16 protein-coding genes are annotated in these 22,084 nt (G+C 32.5%); 1 reads left to right on the forward strand and 15 read right to left on the reverse strand.

Going from position 1 to position 22,084, the window contains the following annotated elements; genetic code table 11:
• The first annotated feature begins 31 nt into the window (after positions 1–31).
• Complete coding sequence (locus EGH73_RS05570; protein WP_123281029.1) at positions 32–1,477, forward strand: hypothetical protein; 1,446 nt, start codon at positions 32–34, stop codon at positions 1,475–1,477.
• A gap of 57 nt (positions 1,478–1,534) precedes the next feature.
• Here EGH73_RS05570 and EGH73_RS05575 read toward each other — a convergent pair whose 3' ends face one another.
• The 15 genes from EGH73_RS05575 to EGH73_RS05645 all read right to left on the reverse strand — a co-directional run bounded on the left by EGH73_RS05575 (position 1,535) and on the right by EGH73_RS05645 (position 21,859).
• Complete coding sequence (locus EGH73_RS05575) at positions 1,535–2,362, reverse strand: glycosyltransferase family 2 protein (RefSeq protein ID WP_221177741.1); 828 nt, start codon at positions 2,360–2,362, stop codon at positions 1,535–1,537.
• 11 nt (positions 2,363–2,373) lie between these two features.
• The gene (locus EGH73_RS05580) at positions 2,374–3,072 is read right to left on the reverse strand and encodes a glycosyltransferase family 2 protein (protein ID WP_221177742.1); all 699 of its coding nucleotides are present in this window, start codon (positions 3,070–3,072) and stop codon (positions 2,374–2,376) included.
• Positions 3,073–3,135: 63 nt separating this feature from the next.
• Positions 3,136–3,969, reverse strand: a complete 834-nt coding sequence (locus EGH73_RS05585) for a glycosyltransferase family 2 protein (protein ID WP_123281030.1) — start codon at positions 3,967–3,969, stop codon at positions 3,136–3,138.
• A 2-nt stretch (positions 3,970–3,971) separates the two neighbouring features.
• Complete coding sequence (locus EGH73_RS05590; RefSeq protein ID WP_123281031.1) at positions 3,972–5,015, reverse strand: EpsG family protein; 1,044 nt, start codon at positions 5,013–5,015, stop codon at positions 3,972–3,974.
• A 44-nt stretch (positions 5,016–5,059) separates the two neighbouring features.
• Positions 5,060–6,118, reverse strand: coding sequence for a glycosyltransferase family 4 protein (locus EGH73_RS05595; RefSeq protein ID WP_184808075.1), 1,059 nt, complete (start codon positions 6,116–6,118; stop codon positions 5,060–5,062).
• A gap of 2 nt (positions 6,119–6,120) precedes the next feature.
• Entirely contained in the window at positions 6,121–7,380 is a 1,260-nt protein-coding gene (locus tag EGH73_RS05600) for an oligosaccharide flippase family protein (RefSeq protein WP_123281033.1), read from the reverse strand.
• Positions 7,381–7,406: 26 nt separating this feature from the next.
• Positions 7,407–9,761 carry a GumC family protein gene (locus tag EGH73_RS05605; protein WP_123281034.1) on the reverse strand — a complete coding sequence of 785 codons (2,355 nt, stop codon included), beginning with the start codon at positions 9,759–9,761 and terminating at the stop codon, positions 7,407–7,409.
• Between the two features lie 83 nt (positions 9,762–9,844).
• Positions 9,845–10,630: a polysaccharide biosynthesis/export family protein gene (locus tag EGH73_RS05610; RefSeq protein WP_123281035.1), complete on the reverse strand. Its 786-nt coding sequence runs from the start codon at positions 10,628–10,630 to the stop codon at positions 9,845–9,847.
• 42 nt (positions 10,631–10,672) lie between these two features.
• Complete coding sequence (locus EGH73_RS05615; protein WP_123281036.1) at positions 10,673–12,604, reverse strand: polysaccharide biosynthesis protein; 1,932 nt, start codon at positions 12,602–12,604, stop codon at positions 10,673–10,675.
• 16 nt (positions 12,605–12,620) lie between these two features.
• Entirely contained in the window at positions 12,621–13,754 is a 1,134-nt protein-coding gene (locus EGH73_RS05620) for an aminotransferase class I/II-fold pyridoxal phosphate-dependent enzyme (protein WP_123281037.1), read from the reverse strand.
• A 98-nt stretch (positions 13,755–13,852) separates the two neighbouring features.
• The gene (locus EGH73_RS05625) at positions 13,853–14,461 is read right to left on the reverse strand and encodes an acetyltransferase (RefSeq protein ID WP_123281038.1); all 609 of its coding nucleotides are present in this window, start codon (positions 14,459–14,461) and stop codon (positions 13,853–13,855) included.
• The gene (locus EGH73_RS05630) at positions 14,454–15,065 is read right to left on the reverse strand and encodes a sugar transferase (RefSeq protein WP_123281039.1); all 612 of its coding nucleotides are present in this window, start codon (positions 15,063–15,065) and stop codon (positions 14,454–14,456) included. Before EGH73_RS05630 ends, EGH73_RS05625 begins: the two co-directional genes overlap by 8 nt.
• Positions 15,066–15,106: 41 nt before the next feature.
• Entirely contained in the window at positions 15,107–15,400 is a 294-nt protein-coding gene (locus tag EGH73_RS05635) for a hypothetical protein (protein WP_148041682.1), read from the reverse strand.
• Between the two features lie 306 nt (positions 15,401–15,706).
• The gene (locus EGH73_RS05640; RefSeq protein WP_123281041.1) at positions 15,707–20,992 is read right to left on the reverse strand and encodes a T9SS type A sorting domain-containing protein; all 5,286 of its coding nucleotides are present in this window, start codon (positions 20,990–20,992) and stop codon (positions 15,707–15,709) included.
• Between the two features lie 87 nt (positions 20,993–21,079).
• Positions 21,080–21,859, reverse strand: coding sequence for a hypothetical protein (locus EGH73_RS05645; protein ID WP_123281042.1), 780 nt, complete (start codon positions 21,857–21,859; stop codon positions 21,080–21,082).
• Positions 21,860–22,084: the final 225 nt, after the last annotated feature.

The raw sequence follows: 22,084 nt of genomic DNA on the forward strand, positions 1-22,084 counted from the left end.
TTAAAACGAAATTATAATTCATATCAAGCCAATGAAATATTTTATATTAATAGCATTATGTTTTTTCTTAAAATCTCAAGCAGCAAAAACCGCTTTCTTTGAAGATATTTATTCTAAAAAATTAGTTTTATGTAAAAAAACAAAAGAAATTAGTTCTGACAAATCTGTCGACAATATAATTTATTACAAAAAAAACAATTTTTATTATAAAAGAATTTATAAACACCTTACACCTGAAATGTTTGGTGCAAAAGGCGATGGAGTCTCAGACGATTACAAAGCTATCCAAGAGATGCTAGATAAAGGAGAAGAAGGTTGCATTTTTTATTTTGACGGCAAGAAAACCTATTACAATGCATTTGCAAACAAAGGATTATGGATAGAACCGTTAAAAAGAAACATTTGGCAAAGACATAAATCGGCAACATTTTTATTTAACGGAGCAAAACTAAGAAGAAGGTTACCTGAATGGAATGATAATAATACTAAAAGTAATTATAATAACGGTCAATTTTATACTGATGACCATACAGCATTACTGTATTTAACCGGAGATAATTATATTATAGATGGCGCAGATTTTAATTCTGGGGTACAATTAGGGAACTTGCTCGATACTGACGAAAAACCAACTAATATCTTCGATTATGCAGTTGGGACTTGTATGGAAATGGGATTATGGCTGGATCATTGTGATAATGTGACAGTTAATAATAGTCAATTTTCTAACTCTGTATTTCCTATTTATGTTACGTATGGCAATAATTTAAAGTTTTCGAACATAACTTTAAAATATGCTGCTCAAGCAAATAGACGTATTAATCCTAACGATCCAGCAATTGGCGGAGGTATTAAATTAATGAATTGCAGTTATGTAAGTCTAGATAAGATTTATGGATTTAGAAACCTCAATGATACAGTAGAAATCGAAACTGAAAACAATCAAATATCTGTTAATGGAAAGAGTGATTACGATTATGACAATAGTTTGGTTATAATTGCTTCTCAAAACATTAAAATTAACTGGGAAGCAAATAATATTATGCATGGAACAGGTTTACTAATAATTGGCGATAATAATAAAAACATGGAGACAAAAAACATTTCGGGAAATGTAAAAATTGAAAAAACCTCTTGGTGTGGTGTTTTAATTTGGCTGAGAGAGGATGCGGTGTATGATATTAATAATATAAATCTCAATATAAAATCTTCCAAAACTCACTATACAGGACTTTACCTCAATAATGAATCTAAAATTAAAGCTATAAAAAACATAAAAATTAATCACAACAGCTCATTTGATGGCATTGGGACAGGTTTTTCAAGAATAATTAATAATGATATCCAAGGTGATATAAAAGGAACAACTAATAATTCTAACGCTGGATTGTTAGTTAAAGGTATTCAAAAAAGAAATTTATTAAAGACTGATATTAAAATAGACAATAATGTTAAAATAAAGTATCAATATAAGTAGTTACAAATAAAATTTTAATCAAAATCAAATGCTTTATTATTATTAATTCACCTAATCTTAATTTCCTGGCAATGTAATTGGTGAATTTTTCTTTTTAGATGTAAGAAAAATACCATGCTTCAAAAAAAACACGAATAATGATTTAAAATGCAAAAACATTTTTTTTCCGATTTTCTTACTTGCTCTTAAATGATTATGGATAATTTGCGATGAGGGATAATAAACTACAGCGTTTCCTGAATTCCAAGCTCTCAGGCACAAATCTTCGTCTTCCATATAAAGGAAATAATCGGGATCAAATCCATTTAATTTTTTATATAAATCAGCTTTTATAAATAAAGCAGCACCTATTGCCCAATCTATGAATTGTGTTTGATCTATGGAAATATTTTTACACAAATAATTTTGTACTGTTTTATTTTTTGTATTATCATTACCTCCTGTTAGAAATCGTGCTAAAAAAACCCAAGGTGTAATAAATCCTCTTACAGAATGTTGAAAAGTCTTATCAGCATTAAGTAATTTCGGCGCTACAATAACATCTTTCTGTAGCTTTTCTGAGAAATCAAATAATGAATTCAAAGAATTTTCAAGAAAAACTAAATCCGGATTCATGATAGCTAAATACTTACCAACAGCTATTTCAGCACCTCTATTGTTGTTTTCGCCAAATCCAAAAAGCGATTTGTTTTGAACAATTTTTACTTGTGGATAATTACTTTTCACAAAGTCTACTGAGCCATCATCAGAACAATTATCTACATAAATTAATTCAAAAGAAACGTATGGAGGATATTTATTATATAATGAATCTAAAAACGTTATCAGAAAGTTTTTATGATTCATTCCAACAGTAATTATAGAGATGTCTATATTATTTTTCAATTATATAATTTTTAGTTTCTTATTAGTGTATTATAAAACATTGTAAGTCTATACTTCAACTGAAAATAAAAGGAAAAATTAGACTTTTTAGATGTAGTTGAAGCGTTATTTCCATGTCTCCTATATTGGATAAGCTTATCTGGTAATATTTTAGTTGTTCCTTTTTTTTCAGCGATTAAAGCAATCCACATATCGTGCATTGATATTTTATCCGGAATTGGCAAAATATATTTTAAAAGTTCTTTTCTGATAGCCATGCAACAACCTACATACGTATTCCTAAAAAGATTTTTAAAGTAACCTGGTCGTGTTTTGTAAATTGAAAACAAATCATTACCTAACAAATTCCCGTCCTTATCTATTAAAGACGCATTATGTAACACACAGTCAACATTTTCCAACTCTTTACTAATCACTGATAATTTATTATCTATCCAGATATCATCTTGATCTGCTAAAAATATATAATCACCGGTGGCGTGACTGAGTGCGTTTTCAAAGTTGTGTGCTACTCCTTTTTTTTTACAGTTTTTAAATAAGGAAATTCTGTTATCATGAATATTCTTTATGATATCAATTGTATTGTCTGTACTACCGTCATCTGATATGATGAGTTCATCTTGTAACGACAACTGCTTTAGAATAGAATATATTTGCTCATTTATATATTCTGCGCCATTATATGTAGCCATACATACGCTTACTTTCATTATTTATGTCTTTTTTATTTTAGAGGTTTACAATTACAATTTATAACCTCGCTAAATTCACCATTAATTTTTATATCTGTTTATATTAAACATAAACTTTAATTTATAAAACTTGAAAATACTAATATTTGAATAAGAATTAACAAAATTAAATACTAAAAGTTGTTTTTGTAAAAGTTGTTTTATATTAAAAATTTTCAATAATCGATTGTAGAGTGTCACTTTTTTTGCACCAACTACATTATTCTGATGTTGCCTGTATAACATCAGCGCTTCATTAATATAATTAACTTTTCCAAATTTTAAGGCCATCATCATTATCAGCCAATCGTGCATTAAAATATTATTATTTATCTGCTTTAAGACAATATCTCTCAGACAATTATTAAAAATCATGGTACATCCTGGGGCTGAATTATAAACATTGATATAATCTGGATTTGCTAGAAGTAAAGATGGCGAAATTTTATTGTATATCCAAAAAGACGTATTAATGATTTTTAAGTCTTCGGTTACTACTATTGCATTTGAGAATACTAAAGATGCCACATTTGGCATCTCTATCTCTTTTAAGGAATTAAGTGATTTTTTTATTTTATCTGTATTCCAAACGTCATCTTGGTCGCAAAACATATAATAATCTGCTTCTATATTTTCTAACAACCATAAAAAACTTTTAGCAGATCCTAAACTTTCCTTTCCCATTATAAAATGGAAATTTGCAAAGCGATTACAATAATCTTTTATAATATCTATGGTAGAATCCGTAGAGCCGTCATCACGTATAAATAGTTCCCAATTTATATAATCTTGCTTTATAATTGACTCTATCTGTTCCTTGAGGAATAAACTTCCATTATAGGTGGATAGTAATATTGCAACTTTACCTTGATTCATTATTATTTTACGATTAGTAGTTTTACATAGAAAATATCCATAAGAAAAAAAACAAGAGCAATGATCCAGACAGATAAAACTCCTATGAATCTAAATTTATTTGCAAATATAAATAAAAAGCAAGGGAAAAGTATAATCTCAACCACACCTAACAATTCTTGTATACGGAATGCAAAAACGGGAATTTTGGATAAATATAAAAAGACAAATAACGAAATTGTATAAATCTTCAGCAAGAGATATATTTTAGAATAATACATCGAAATCTTTTTTGAATATATAAACAAAACGTATAAAATAAATATTCTGAATAGAAAAAGAACATTAAAAACGTTCGTTGTTTCATCTTTTAAAAATCCTGATTTTGTTGCCTTTTCATAAATTTCAATTCTATCTTGAAGATATGGTATCGGTATATTCAAATTAAGATAGGTATTAAAAAAATATAATACATATCCAACAGGAACAATACATAAATAAATATTTAGATTTTTTCTTGTATTGGAAAATAATGGGAATAATATAATAAAAAAACAACTTTGGTGAAAATAAATAGCCAGTAGTGCAAATATATAAAAAATAACATATCTCTTATCAGCCAAATAATACAAAGAAAGTAGTAAAAAGCCTGTAGCTACTCCAATTCTAATTTGTGTAAATTCATGCAATAAAAAATAATGAGAAAAATAAATAAGTAATGATGCCCATAAAAGCGGAGAAAGTTTTTTAATTGCAATTAACTTCATGGTAACACCCATAAAGGCATATAATAGTAAAAAAGACTGAAAATTAGTATTTAGAATAAACTTCATAAAATTCTTAATACTTATAAAAGATGTTTCAACTTCGTCTTTTAAATTGTTTGTTTGCCAATAATTTCTATAAACATAATAGTCATTGTCTACCCCTGGACTTCTTAGTCCAGCTATTAAAACCAAAACTAATCCGCATAGAACATAAATAAAATTACTTATATTTTTATTCTTTATATTTACAAAATATAGAATACTAAATATTAGAAAAACAGCAAAGAAAACATTAACCATGTTGAGAAATTATAATTTTACTATAAAAATAATTTATTCTATATTCAAAAATGATTAATTAACTGATTAATCGTCTTATTCCAATCATATTTTTGTACTAATTTTATGTTATTTTCAGATATTAAATCTAATTCATGATTTTCCAACGAAAGCAATCTTTTAAGGACATTTAATAATGATTTATAATCTCCAGGTTCATAAGTTAGCATCCCTGGATTATTTTCAATGAACTGGCTATGTCCCACAATATCTGTGCATATGCACACACATCCAGAAGCCATAGCTTCGTGCAATGGAAGCCCCCAGCCTTCAACTAAGCTATTGGTTACAAAAAACATATGAGAGTTATATAGTTCCGGAAGATTATTTGGATTCTGCAAATATGTAATCCAATCTGGTATTTCTTCTCCTCTATCAGAAACCCCAAATAATGTAAGTTCTAAGTCTGGAAATATTTTTTTTAACTTTTGAAAAGCTTTTAATCCAACTTCTGAACCTTTTCTATATTCCTTAGAATACATCATTATAAAAGAATTATTAGACCTTTTTAAAATTGGTTTCCTACAAGAAAATTTTAATAAATCTATTGCATTGGGTATAAAAGAAACTTTTGAATCAAATGATTTAACAATATTATAAACAAATTTTGATATGGCTATATTAGTAATATTATCTTTTTTATAAGAATCATGAACTAAATTTTCGTGGCCTGTCCATGTTTCATAATCTTGGATAATATTAATTTTATTTCCTTTCGATTCTGAAAGTTTGTTTATGGGATCTGCAAGTGCCCACCATGTAAAAAGTATAATATCTGCATCGCGTACTTGATCATCACTTATGTTATTAATAAAATTAAATTTAACTTCTTTATCAAAACTAAACCAATTAGGCTTTGGCTTATTTTTATCATAAAAAAAACTAATTAACTTTCTGATAAAAAAAGGTTTATATTTACTGTAAGGATAATATGGTGTTTTTAAACAATTATAAATCTGTACATTAAAACCTTTTTCAGAAAGTCTAGAAGCATATTCGTACATGATTTTTGTTCCCCCACTAGGGACTCGTGCAAACAAGGGCAAAATGATATTTATTTTCATCATTATATTTTTAATGTTGCATTCACTTTCTTAGCAGAATTATACATAGAAATTAAAACAAATAATTCCGTAATAAAAATTGAAAATGATGTTCCGATTGCTTTAAAATAATAAGTTAATGGAAATATAATAACCACATTTAACAAAGCTGCAATTATTAAATTAATTAAAAATTTTTTTTCTAGTCCGGTATTCAATAAATATTGAGTGCCAAATAAATTGTTTATAAAAATAAACAACGGAATAAAACTCATTATCCTAATCAGTAAAGCAATTTGATCTACTTCCGCTCCAAACATAATCTGAGAAATCCAAGGTGCCAAAATGAACAAAATTATTAATATCGCTCCATACAAAACTGATCCGTAAACAGCAATCTTTTTTAGCTCGTAAAAAACGGTTTCTCTACTGTTTTTGATTTTCATCGCTATGTGCGGAAATAATGCAGTTACTATTGGAACCTGAATAGATGAAAAGACTTTTATTATTTTATCTGCTGAAGAAAAAATACCTACAATTTTGTTATCAGTTAGAAAACCCAAAACTACTGTATTAAAATTGTTAAAAAAAGTAATTTTAACCTGGGAAAGAAAAACAAATCGACTCTGATACAATTCTTTAAAAATACCACTTAGGTCAACCCTTAAATATCGAAATTTATGTTTAATCTGAATGTATAAATGAGAGATAGCAAATAAAAAAACACTATTAATAAAAGGAATTATTGCCAAATAATAATAATCTGAAGTTACCTTTATTAGGAAAAATGTTAGAATAGTACTGATTATTTTTAAAGATAAATTTAAGTATGTAAGAAATTTAAGCTGTTGTATTCCCTGAAAAAACCAATCTGGAGAAAGATTTGTAAATATAATTGACAGCAGTAAATATAAATACACATAGAAATTATTTTTTATTGATACTATCAATATAGATAAAACTAAAAATATTAAAATTGAAATAAAGCTTAATAAAACTTTCGAATACGTTACCGTACAAAAAAGTTTATTTAAGTACTGACTATCATTCCTATTTTGTGAAACTCCTTTAGTAGCTGTCAAATTAAACCCATAATTGATAAGAACTGAAAAATAGTTAACTATAGAAGTTGCAAAAGCAACTAACCCAAAATTTTCAAAACCAACAGTTCTAATGACATAGGGAATTGTTATAAGCGGTAATAGTAAATTAGCAGCTTGTACGAAAGCCAGATTGATAAAATTTAATATTACCTGTTTATACTCTGATATGTTAATTCTCATCTACTTCAGAAAAAAGGGATCTTCAATTAAAATATTTTTTGCCACCACTTCTTCTCCTCAGCTTGATAACCATAGCCATACTTATTGCCATACCCAAAATTATTCTTATGTACATCATTAACAACAAAGCTTACATTTTTTATTTTAAGTGAATCAACAGTGTTGTTTGCAAATTCTATAAAATCCTTCTTAGTTACTTCCGATCTTGTTACATAAACTGTTACATCTGCTACATCTGCGATTAATAAAGAATCCGATACCAACATTAATGGAGCGGTATCAAGGATAATGTAGTCATAATCAAGTTTTAATGAGTCTAAAAGCTCCTCGTATCTACCATTTTGTAGCAGTTCTGTTGGATTAGGAGGTATTACGCCGGAATAAATAAAATCACAGTTAGGATGAAATCCACTTGGATTAATAATCTCTTTTGCATTAGTTATTTCACCGTATAAATATTCAGAAAGTCCTTTTGCATTTTTCATTGAAGGATTATATCTCTGCAACTGGGGATTTCTAATATCAGAGCCGATTACCAATACTTTTTTCGATGGTGATGCAAATGCTAGTGCTAAGTTTACCGAAACAAAAGTCTTCCCTTCTCCTTTTACAGTCGAGGTAACGAATATCTTTTTAGCATAGTTACTTTTTGGTAGTACGAAGTTTAGATTAGTTACCAGAATTCTAAAAGCTTCTGCTAAAGGTGAAAGATCGTTTTTTGTAATAACTTTACCGTCATTTTTATATAATCTTGGAATCTCACAAAAAACTGGATTTTTAGTCAGTTTTTCAAGATCATGCTTATTTATAATCTTATTATTCAACAATTCTTTCAAATAAATAATAGCTACGGGAATTAGAAGCCCAATAACCAAGGAAACTAATATAGCGATTATTTTTTTGGGAGAAATCGGTTTTTTAGCAACATAAGCATAATCTACGACCCTTGCTTTCTCTCCAGTCATAGCCATAGAGATAGCTGCTTCTTCTCTTTTTTGCAGCAGTAACAAGTAAAGATTTTCTTTTATTTGCTGCTGTCTTTCAATATTTCTAAAAAGTTTTTCTTGCTTCGGTAGTTTTCTTATTTCACTATCACTGCTACCATTTTCAGAATCAACTTGTCTTTTTGTTGCATTAAGATTTATTAAATATCTCTGAACACTTTCTCTCATGGCAGTTTTCAGACTTTGGATATCTTTTGTGATTTCTTTTACAAGTGGATTATCCGGTGTCGCATTTTCCAAAAGTCTGTTTCTGTCTATTACAAGTTTATTATAGGCAGATATATTAGAGGTAGCTGTTGTATTATCTAATCCGATATTAGTAGGTAGTACTTGATAATTATTGGATTGTGCATCAATATAATTTAGAAGCATTTTACTTATTTCTATCTGCGTATCTAGCTCCAAACTTTTTCGCCTTGTTTCTGTAGATATCTGCAAATTTATTCTAGCTTCTGTGGCTAAGTCTACAATATCATTTTCTACTTTAAATCTTTCTTTATCACTTTCTACATTTCCAAGTTCCTTTGAGATAAGCACAATTCTATCATCAATGAAATCTTTTGTTTGCTTAGATTCGGTATTTTTGTCTGTGAGCGCATACTCATTGTACACAGTGACAAGGTTATTAAGAAAGTTTTTAGCCTTATCCTTGTTGGGATGTGCCATAGATAGAGAAATTACAGTTGCATCCTTATCCGCAAGATCCACTTCTAAATTTTCCTGGTAATCGTTAACAATCCCATCAAAATCAGAATAGGTAATATAAAAATCATTCAAATCCAATTTTTTAACCTTATTCCTGTTAAAATGTGGATTTTTGGTAATCATGAGATTAGCATAAGGCAAACTAATAGTTTTATTGAAAGTAGTAACAATATCTTGATTCAGCTCTTTTGACGAAAGAACAATTTTATCACCGGATATTTTGACGTCAATTGGTTCTTCTGGTAATTCTTCGTATTTCTTTTCGTTGATGACTAAAACGTTAAAAGGATTAGTATCCTTATAAAGTTCTACATCGTGAAATTTTTCTCTAGAATATATAGAAACTTGAAATTTAAGATTCTTAGCAACATCTTCTATGATTCTTTTAGACTTAAATATTTCCAATTCATTTTCTATACTGTTTGTTCCCATACCAGCAAAACCTCCTAATCCAGCTAAAACACCAAAGTCTCCTGATGCACTAGACATTTTGTTTGCATCTTTTATTAAAACAGAAGATTGTATCTTAAAAACGGGAGTAGTAAAAAGTATGTAGCAGATTGCCAAAATTATTGTAAAAAAAACTGAAAGTACAAACCAATGCCATCTCTTCAAATATGGTTTAATTATCTCTCTTAAATTAAGTTCTTCTTCGTTTTTAGTCAATTCCATTAAATGAGTTATTATTTTTAAAAATATGTCGTAAAATTTACAAATATTTTAACGTTATTAAAAAATCTTGGTTATTATAAGTTTTATCTAAATACAAGCGCTAATACACCCACAACCACCGATACAACAGATATAATCACTCCAATTTCTGGCCCAAAAGAAGAGGCACTTTGTCTAGCTTTGTTTGGCGTAACATAGATGACATCATTTTGCTTAACGTAATAATATGGAGAGTTAAACAAATCTGCACTGGTTAGATCTATGTATTCTTTCGTTGTAACACCATCTACATTTCTTATCACTAAAACATTTTTTCTTTCACCATAAATAGTAAGGTCTCCTGCCAATCCTAAAACATTTAGAATAGTGGTAGGCTGACCGCTATCAATGGTAAAAGTACCTGTTCTACTAACTTCTCCTAATACGGTAACTTTATAATTTACAGTTCTTAAATTAACGCCTGGATTTTTAATGTATTTCGAAAGTTTATCTTTTAGTATCTCCCTCAATTGATCCACGTTCAGACTTGTGGTATTAATAGAACCTAAAATTGGGAAGTCTATATTACCTTTACTATCCACAATGTAAATAGGTTCTACAGAAGCACTTCTACTAGGTACAGAAGAGTACTGAGACATATCTGTTGAATAATAATTTTGATTGAATGGTTTAGCTACTTCATTGTCTTTAGCCAGCACCACAATGCCTAACATATCACCGGGTTGTATTGTTGATGTATTTGCTCTTATCGACTCTTTTATAGCAACATCCTCGATGTTTTTAAAGTATTGAATATTTTTTTTCGTATTACACGAAAAGACCATCAATAGGACAAAAACCATAAAAAATATGGATAAAACTCTTCTCATAAACTTTAATTCTTAACTGAAGGTTTGCAAATATAGGAATTCTTATTTATCTAACGATTCATAAATAGAATTATTGCTTTTAAATTCTTTTACTATAGATTTTAAGATTCTCACAATTTCTTGCTTCTCTTCTTTTCTTGAAAATTCAATTACGAGATCTGTCATTTTATCAATCTCGGAGAACTGCATCGACGGATCTTTTGAGATCATAATCTTTTCGTGAGAGGTGGGCAAAGTTCTGGTATTGTCGCTAAGAAGCTCTTCATAAAGTTTCTCACCAGGCCTCAGCCCTGTGTAAATAATTTTTATATCCAAGTCTGGTTCAAAACCTGAAAGTTTTATCATTCTCTTTGCTAGATCAAGAATTTTCACAGGATCTCCCATATCGAAAACGTAGATCTCACCTCCTGATCCCATTGTTCCAGCATTTAGAACTAATTCACAAGCTTCAGCTATGGTCATAAAATACCTAACAATGTTTGGGTGTGTAATCGTTACCGGACCACCTTTTTCTATCTGTTTTCTAAAATGAGGGATAACAGATCCATTGGATCCCAAAACGTTTCCAAATCTGGTTGTAATAAATTTGGTAGTATTACCTTCGACATTCTGAAGAGACTGAACAAATAACTCTGCAACTCTTTTTGAAGCGCCCATTACGTTGGTAGGGTTTACAGCTTTATCTGTAGAAACCATCACAAATCTATTCACATTATATTTGCTGGCCAGCAATGACAAATTTTTGGTTCCAAGAACATTTACCAAAACAGCTTCGTGAGGATTATCTTCTACCAGCGGTACATGTTTATATGCAGCCGCGTGATAAACCATTGAGAACTTGTACTTTTCGAATAAAGGCTCCAGTCGGCTGTAGTTTGATATATCTGCGAGAACAAATTTAAAATTAATATGAGGATACATCTCTCTCATTTCCAGCTCAGTTTCATACAATGGCGTTTCAGATTGATCCAGGATAACTATTTGCAATGGCTCTAATAAAGCAACCTGCTTCACAATTTCTCCTCCAATAGATCCCGCCCCTCCTGTGACTAATATGGTTTTTTGAAAATGTCTTTTTTTCACTTCCAAATTATCCAGTTTTATTTGCTTCCTATTTAGCAAATCCTCTATCTGAATAGTTCTGATATTGTTTATAATATCTTTACTTCTTAGTTTTTGCATCGATGGCGCTTTATATATTTTCAGATTATGTTCCAAGAACAGATTAACCCAAAAATCAAGCTCGTCTTTATGTAATGCTTCTTTTATCACAAGGACTCCATCTACCTCACTTTTTCCATTTTCAAGAGCGTTAATGAAATCAGTTCTTGAGATAATTTTTTTATCTAAAAGTTTGATTATTACTTTTTTTGTATTGTAAGAAATAAATCCTTTAATATCAAAAGGCAGGTTCGGATTGGAAAGAATAACCTGAGCTATAGCAATAGATGTATCATCATCACCTAGTATAAATATTTTTTTTCTGCTGGAACTTCTTTTATTTTCCTTTATTATGTTAAAAATGCCTTTCACACATAATCTGAAAACAAATAAGAAGAGGCAGGAAATAGCAAAATAAAGCCCTAGAAACGGAACGAGTATTAGCTTTTTCTGAAAAGTAATATAGTAGGAGTAGTTTATGATTAATATAGTTAAAACACAACTTAGATTAGCCATAAAAATCTTAAAAAGATCTACAAATGTAGAATGCCTTATCACCCCAAGATATGTTTTGAAGATATACATATACAGAACATTAGTTCCGATGATAGCTAAAAAAACATACAAAAGAGGAAAGACATTATAATGCTTCACATTTAACTCCAAAATAAGGAGATGCGAAACCAAAAGTGATATTAGCAACAGTAATATATCAATAACAAGTATAACCCACCGTGGTAAAAATTTTAGATCAAAAAGTTCTAAAACACTATCACTTAATGATAATTTGCCGGCATTTTTAACCTTATTCATTTTCGGTTATTAATTATTAAAATTGGTACTTACTTATGACCTCATAAATTCTGTTTTTATCGTCGTTGGTAATATTTGATCCTGAAGGCAGACATAAACCTGCTGTAAATAATTCTTCAGAAACAGTTTCGCCATAATATTGACAATCATTAAAAACAGGTTGGAGGTGCATAGGTTTCCACAAAGGACGCGTTTCTATATTCTCCTCGGCAAAAGCTGCCATTAATTCTTGATTCGTTCGTGTGGTTACTTTTTTATCTATCGTAATACTGGAAAGCCAATGATTGGAAAAAAAATCTGAACTAGCCTCTGAAAAAAGGTTTACAGCGTCAATATTTGAAAAAACATCCTTGTAAAAGTCATTTACGGCTCTTCTTTGCTGAATGCGGTCGGGAAGCACCTCCATCTGTCCCCTACCTATTCCGGCACATATATTACTTAACCTATAATTATATCCTATTTCGGAATGCTGATAATGTGGAGCATTGTCTCTAGCCTGAGTTGATAGAAAAATTGTTTTCTCTTTAGTTTCTTTTGTAGGACCAACTAATGCACCCCCTCCAGATGTTGTTATGATTTTATTTCCATTAAAAGATAAAATAGCAAAATCGCCAAAAGTTCCACATTTTTTATTTTTATAAGTAGAACCTAATGCTTCCGCACTATCTTCAATCAACGGAATCTCATATTTAGAACAGATTGCTGTAATTTCATCCATCAGCGCTGGCATACCATAGAGATGAACTACTATAACAGCTTTGGGTTTCTTGTTTTTTGAAATTCTGTCCTTTATTGCTTCTTCTAGAAAAAATGGTGACATATTCCAATTTACCGGATCCGAATCTACAAAAACAGGATTAGCTCCAAGATATTTTATAGGATTTGCTGATGCTGAAAATGTGAAGGATTGGCAAATAACTTCATCACCATATCCTACACCCAATTGTATAAGTGCTAAGTGCAAAGCTGCTGTTCCTGAACTCAGTGCTGCAACAAATTTATCTTCTTCTATAAATTCTTGAATGGCATTTTCAAATTCATCAACATTTTTCCCCAGTGGCGCCACCCAATTTTGATCGAACGCCTCCTGTACATACTTCATTTCTCCTCCGCCCATGTGCGGCGATGAAAGCCAAATTTTAGATTTCATTTATTGATTGTAATAAAGATAGTTTATATTATGAAAAATTTAATTTCCAGACAAAGTTAAAACTATTTAACATAATATTAGAAAAACTATTTAGAAAGTTATTTTTTCTTATTCAATATTCTTGCCGGATTGCCTACAACCACTGCATTATCAGGAACATCATTTATTACAACTGCACCTGCACCTACAACAGACCATTGTCCTATAGTGATATCTTGCTTCACAGTAGCACCAATCCCTACATGAGCACCTTCCATTACTCTCACATTGCCTGCTAATGAAGCATTAGGTGAGATATGTACAAAATCATCTATTTTGCAATCGTGATCTATACAAGCTGATGTATTTATAATACAATGATTCCCGATTTTTACCGAAGAGTTAATAACCACCCCCGCCATCACAGCGTTGCCATAGCCAAAAGTTGTTCTTTTAGAAACCACCGCTGAAGGATGGATAAGATTTAACTCAGGAGCAAGAAACCTGGAGGCAATTTTTTTTCTATTGATATTATTTCCAACTGCCAAAAAAACGTTTTCAGAAATAGTGCTATTGTCTGAACTATGAACAACCTTGTATTGGAAAATATTCTCAACAGAAGGATTATCATCCAATATAGAAATTATTTTATAACCTAGATCTTCTGCAATTTCTATAACAACTTTAGAATGTCCGCCTGCACCTAATATATATAGATCTTTACTCATTATCATTCCCTTTAAAACTTTCTGTAGTTGCTACTCCTATCGTATTGATTCCTTCAGACTTTAGCACTTTTTTTATGGTTAGAAGAAAGATTTTAAGATCAAGAGTAAAACTAATGTTATTGACATAAAAAACATCGAAAATAAACTTTTGCTCCCACGTAATAGCATTGCGCCCATTAACCTGAGCCCATCCTGTGATGCCTGGTTTTATGTGATGCCTTTTCTTTTGCTCGTCGTTATACAACGTTAGATAACTCACTAATAGAGGTCTAGGACCGATAAAACTCATATCGCCTTTCAATACGTTAAATAACTGTGGTAACTCATCTAATGAAGTTTTCCTTACAAATCTCCCCATTTTTGTAAGTCTTTTTTCATCTGGAAGGAGATTACCTTGTTGGTCTTTTTCATCAGTCATTGTCTTAAATTTTATAATCCGAAAAATCCTTTCGTTTTTACCTGGTCGGCTCTGAAAAAAGAATACATTTTTTTGATTAAAAAAGTAAAGTAAGATAATTAATAATAATAATAATGGCGATAAAATAAGGATTAACAAAAAAGAAAATGTGTAATCGAAAATAGGTTTAAGAATATTTTTGTACATATCACAAAAAATCCGAAATTTCAATTTCGGATTAGTTTTATTTATATTAAACTTTTATTCTTCTTATAAAAATATGCCAATAGAGCAATACCTGTAAGAAGCAGTATTGGCACCACCCCATTAATGGGAACCGGCTCACCAGGGTTACCCGGACCTTCTTCATGCTCTCCTCCCACAGGGACACCAGTAGTTGACTGTCCATTTTCAAAAGTATTGTCATCTGCAGAGCTAGTCTGGACAGTCTGATTGGATTGATTATCAAAAGTGTTCTCTTTGAACTGTGCACCAGCCATTAAACTAATGCCTATATATGTAAGGGTCAAATATTTTTTCATCTGTAGTTTAAAACTAAGCATAATTTTCAGGTTGTAAATATATAAAAAAATAGCAGATATATAAAAATATTAACATTAAATAAAATTAACGATTCTTTTAGCTATAATTTTTTTATTACTTAATTTTTTTTGATTATATCAAATAATATGAGGAGCATTTTCGTCTCAACAAAATCAAAGTGGAAAAATAATTTTATCTGAAAACATATTTCTTGAAATAATTTTTAAGAAAAACAAGCCTACTTAATGATTTGTTTATAAAAAACAGCCCGTAGAAAAATTATAAAATTTTTATGTTAATTATTTCTATTTGATAAATTTTTTAGTTCTGATTTCACCAGAATTATTGATTTTAATTATATAAAGCGCATTCATCAGTGTGCTGGTGTCGATGCGAAACTCATTAGATGTGGCAACATATGACCTTATCAACTTTCCGGAAGCATCAAACAATTCAATTCTTCCTAATTTTTTATCGGATTTAACAACCTGCTCATTTCCGTCTTTATAAACGATGAAATTACTTTTCACAGCACTATCAGAACCCAGAACAGATTTATCTTTATATACTATTTCAAACCTTGTATTATCAGTTCCTTTAACAGCAGTGAATTGGTAAGAGTGGTCGGATGTCATATCAATATACTTATTGAGTAACTTATCTCTGAGGTATATTTTCTGACTGCCATCAAACAAGCCTTCAGCATCTTGGAGGTTAATCGAATAACTACCATCGGTAGAGTAAACATTTCCTATGCTTACAACATCATCCGCAGAAAAAACATCCGCTTTCCCTTGTATGGCTAGTTTTTTCGCTCCCAAAAGAGAGTAAAATGAGTCCGAACCTACTACAAATAACTCCCCGTCAAAATCAGTTTCAAAATCATTGGAAGCTCCAGTTATATAGCCAACCAATATTGTATTAACAAGAGTATTTGGAGAAGTCATAGTAAGCCAGAACCTGTTTTTTGCTCCTTGCTTTTGGAAGAAATTACCTCCGGATGTGGTTCGCATTGTATTCGTAAAACCGATTGGCTGATTCATACCTGTAGATTTTGCCTGCACAATAAATGCCTGCCCTACTTTTACAATGCCATTCGGTATTGCAGATCCGTTATAAGGACTAGTTGGTGAGTAAGTAGCTGGAGAACCGCCACTGCCATTGTAAACAGCGTAATTATTTCCGTTATAACTAGAACCAAGTTGTGCAGCTGTATAACTATTATTAGTCCAGAACCAGGCTGTAGAATATATTTTTGAACTGTTATTGGCAAACAAAGCATCAAAGTTGATATTAGATGGATAAGGATTACCAACCAGATTGTAACCGTGGTTGCTATTTGTCCATTTCAGATTTGGCGAATCCAGAGAACTATTATGAGGAATTCCCGTAAAGACATAACTTTTATTGTAGCCATTGGTTCCGGTTTCTGCACGTATGGCATAACCCTTACCGATCTGAAAATCCGTATCCGAAGTTACACTAAACTTATCATTCGACTCATTGTATTGCAAATATCCATTGGCTGGTGTGTTCGGTGAAAAAGCTTTTATATTTTGACCAGCTACAGGGGAACTCCAGTAAACATAATCCATCTGTGTCGATATATTGTTCATATCCACAACATCTCTCTGGCTTTGTATTGTTGCCTGCAGATTATTAGCATCGTCATCCTGCATCAACTGTGCGTTATTTTCAAAAATTACAGATCCGCCGACACTATTGATGCCTTTGTGCGCATACAGGACATTAGGCGTAGCATTATCCGCAGTTTTAAGAAACTTAAGTGTTCCCGCACTAACTGTTGTAAGATTATTGACAATAAGATCACCGGAAGCTGAAGTCTTGGTTCCTAATGTGGAAACAGTTAGATTTTGATAAGGTAAAGCATTGGTAATAATCTGATCCGAGCCCATATAATCTATAGTTGATCCGGTTTCTAAAGTAATCACAGGAGAATTGGTGTTTTTGATGGCCGTAGTGGTATCACCGCTGAAACCATTATCATTATTCACTTTAAATCTCGCACCGGTCTTCACTGTAAAATTACCACCTGCACGGAAAGTTAATCCGCCGTTGGTTGTAGTTCCGGCAACTACGTTGGTTCCAGATATCACAACATTGGCATACTGCGGTGCAAGACGAATCTGAGTCGCGGATGTTCCTGTAAATTCTATCGTAGTTCCGGCAGACAAGCTGTATGTTCCGCTGATATCAGGCTTCACTCCAGAACCACCCAAACGGAAAGTACCAGCAGTCATTGTAAGGCTTGTACTCTTATCTCCAAATGTATTGTTAGAAACATCCAAAATGGTATTGGCACCACTAACAGTCACTGTGCCTTCAATCGGAGTAATGATTTTATTTGATGATTTGGTTCCATTCCCTGTAAAAAGAAGATTTTTATAATCAGTTCTTGAGCTAATGGCTTGCGCACCATCCAAGGCATATTGAACGGTAGAACCATTATTGAGCGTAATATCTGTAATTCCAGGTATAGTGGCATTGGTCCCGGAAAAGCCCTGTGCATCCTTCGTTATAAAAGTTCCGTTTACCACCACTGATCCGCCACCACCATTGGTTATCTGATTTTCTCCGTTGCTGTCGAAAGAAGCATTCGTATCAACCGTCAAAACACCACCAAGAGCAAGATTATTGGAACCGGAAGAATTCAGGGCGAATTTTGAAGTCCCGTTAATATTGACCGCACCGGTGACAGTTAAAGTTGCTGTCCTGTTAGAAGTTACATCAGCATTATTAAAAGTAAGGCTTGCAGGATTCCCAAAAGTTCCAGGAAAAGGTGTAGTTGTCGACCCATTAAAGATATAATTAATACCTGCAATAAACTGCGCTGTTCCGTTTGTAGAAGTCGTGTTTGTTGAACTAAAAGACATCAAACTTCCGGAAGCCGCTGTCCCGCCTAAGCCATCAACATTCGAAGTAGCAAGCGTTGCGCCCGCAGCAGTAATGAATCTAGCAACAGCATTTCCTATAATCGATTTATCATTGAAGTTGAGGTTTCCGTTTACCGTAAAATAAGAAGCAGGCCCTGTCGATGAACCTAGCGTAAGATTAGATGTTAGTGAAGCAAAACTACCTGCATCCACTACATAGCTTGTATAGTCTAAATTGGTGCCGGAATTGCTGATCTGTGATGGTGATGAAGATGACCCTCTGAAAACAAATCCTTTTGCCTGAGAAGCTGATGTTGTCTTATAAACACCATTTCCCGTGTGGGTAAAATTTCCGGTGATGTTAATCGCACTGCTTGCCACTGTCCCTTTTCCGAAATCGACATCTATTGCATTGGCATCAGTATTATTTGAAGAAAAATTTCTACCGACATTGACCGTTGGAACCGCAGAAGAAGCGTTATTAGGTTTCATACGAAGCTGTGCTACAACACCGTTTATAATAAAATCTCTTTGAACATTTAGTGTTTGTGGCGGAACATTGGAATTGGGTCCCGCCACAATTTCTATAAAGCCTGTGTCTGATATTGTAACATCATTCCCAACGGTAACATTGGCCGTTCCACTTCCTGTACTCATTCTGAAAGCACCGGCACCAGAGACGTTCAGATCCGTAGCCACATTAAGATTCAGGACAGCAGATGAACCGACCCCATTCAGCCCTCCTCCTGTAACATTTATTTTATTGATATTCGCAGTAATTGTTCCGGAATTATTAGAAAAGGAAACCAAATTACCACTGGCCGGCCCAACTGTGAAGGTTCCATTAACAGTTATCGAAGATGTGCCTGAAAACAAATTAATATAATTACTGGATCCTGAGTTATTAAAAGTTAAATTTCCGAAGGTCTGATTCATTCCGGCCGGGCCGGTAACTGGAGAACTATTCGTAAACCCTGTTATATTACAACTGGAAGTCGTGTTCCAGGTTGCAGCAGGAACAGTTCCGCCGTTCGCAAGATGATTATAAACAGATCCCGCAGCAAAAACAAGAGTTCCGGTATTGGTAACTTCCGTGGTGATAGCTTGATTCCAGGTTCCGTTGATGGTGTTAGTCCCGGAAATTGAAAAAGAATCATTAACTGTTAAAAAACCACCAGACTCAACGGTCAGATTTTTAGATGTTGCAGATGCTGAAACCGTAATGGTATGGCCTGCTCTGACGGTGACAAAAGCTGCCGATGATGTTGGAGATAATGTTGCAGAAATCCAGTTCACATTATCCGAGGAAGACTCCCAACTTCCGACCGCACCCCAATTTCCAGTACCTTTACTTCTGAAATAATCTGATGCAGAACTCTGAAGGATAATATTGAATGTGGAACTTGTAGCAGAAGCAAGAGAACCAGATGTAGCATTTAGAGTTAAGTTACTTCCGATAGCAGTATGCACGATATTATTAAAGGTAGCTATTCCAGAAACAGGACTTGCGGTTTTCGGGGTACTGTTCATTGTACCGCTGGATGTTACATTAATAGTATTTGTAAAATCCGTATCAACATTACCATTTGCATCAGTAGCAATCACCACAGGAGAGGCCATAGTCGCATTAAGAGCAGTATCTGTTGGCTGAGTAGTAAATCTTAGCTTAGTTGCAGTTACAATAACTGTAGTTGCATTAGCAGCGCCGGTAACAGTAGATGCAAAAATACTTCCAATGCTTCCATCTGCTGTAAAACCATAGGAAGCAGTAGGTACGGTAAACTGCAATGTAGTATTATCTGTAACTGTTGTTGATAAATATACAAAAAGTGACACTTTTGTTGTTGAATTATTAGCAACCGTCAATGGTGATGATGAAAGATCAAAAACGATTGATGAAGCATTAATAGTGGTACTGTCTGGCGTTATGACTGTAGCGCCTACTTTAAGCTGCGCACCGGCAATGATGGTGCTCCATGTATTACTGTCAGAAGCTCCTTTAGTGATCGTGATCTTCGTTACATTAGTAGCTTTTCCATCTCCCGGATTTCCTTTATCTATAATATTGAAATCAAAAACATTAACCTGTGAAGCTGCGGAAGTCGCCAATGAAGAAATAACAGAAGTGGGCTGGGTAAGTCCTGACCCCGAAATATCTGAATTCGTATCATTATCTGTAGCAGCGTAAGAGGTCCAGGTGATATCATCTATAGCTATCCTGCTACCGGTTGTAGTTTGTTTTAGTGATATAGTGGAAAATGATCCCACGTTGATTTCCGAAATAGTATAAGTAGTAATAGCACTCGTTGATGCGTTTGATATCGCAACACTACCTTTATTAGTACCATCTACCAAAATCTGGATGGTCCCGGTATCAGGTGAGCCGAAAGGTGTCTTGGCTTTAAAACTGATTGATCCTATCCCGGCAGATTTTTGAGCTGCCGTAAGCCCGAAGTCTATCTGCCCGTTTCTGATTAGTATTGCCTGACCATTAACGGTCTGGTCACTTCTGGAATCTGTTGAAGACCATGTCTGGTCGTTATCTCCTGTCCAAGTCCGGGAAGTATAGCTGCTTGTCGGGCTGCCGGTAATAGGATTTGTTATCGTTTCGGAACCCTGCCCAAAACACAATAATGAACAAAAAACAGAAAGCAAGATAAAGATAACTCTCCGACTGAAGAATAAATAATTTTTCATTTTTATTTGTGCTATAACTGAGACAAATATAAATTTTATTTACATAAACGGATACTATTCAATAAAATTTAACATAATCTTAATCAATCACTTTATAAAAATCATTTGCCTGCTGAGATTTTCAAGATGCAGAATCCTGCGGAAGGGACTTTCAACATTGTTCAGCTTCTCTTTTTCGCGGATGTAGCTGTACCTGGAAGACATATTATACATATTAGAAACCAGCACCAGCCAGCACTCCTCAGATTTACCGTCATATAAAGGATATTTTGAATTCTTCTTCTTGATAACATCCAGAATCTTCTCCGAATCTAGCTCATCAAAAAGTGAAAAACTGTATTCCAGAAATAAAAAAACACCCTTTGGAGAGGGCGTTCTTCTTATATTCTTCACAAATTTTGTTTTCTTGTTATTGGTAATCGCAGAAAGGATCTCTTTGGTAAGCTTTTCCTGCTGGCAGAATATTTCCGGATTCTGATAATCGATATCAAGATAATGGATCCCGAAAAGACTTTTGTACTGATTCAGCTCCTGTTCAACATTACGAAATACTGTGTTAATATAGCTTTCTTTTTTCTTCAGCTCAAAATGATTGATAATCTCCGAAACTTCTAACCCAATCCTTTTTCCTTTATAATTAATAATAAAATCCGGACTTTCGCTGGTGAGATTTTCTATTTCCATTTCTGGAAAATGACTAAAAAAAGTGTTCAGAAGTAATAATTCAGTCTTTTTCTGATATTCTTCACGTTCGTTAAGGTTAGCATCTCCGATCGTGTGATACCATTTGATGAGATTTTCTGCACCAAAACTCTTTGACGCCACACATATTTCCAGATTTTTCCGAAGATCTTCACAAAAAACCATAGCCTAAATATTTATCATTAAACCTCAACTAATTTAGTAATTAATTGATTTCAAAATAATTATATGAATAAAATTTAATATAATCATTAGTTCATAAAACCATATGAAGAAGAAAATATATTTCTGAATTCAGAAAATATCTCAAAAAAAAGATTAAATTATTTCCCCTGACCAAGCTCGATTTACAATCAACAAAAACTAATCATTACCTGTTGTGCATTTAGC

It is taken from the genome of Epilithonimonas hominis (assembly GCF_003730015.1).
Taxonomy (GTDB): Bacteria; Bacteroidota; Bacteroidia; order Flavobacteriales; family Weeksellaceae; genus Epilithonimonas; species Epilithonimonas hominis.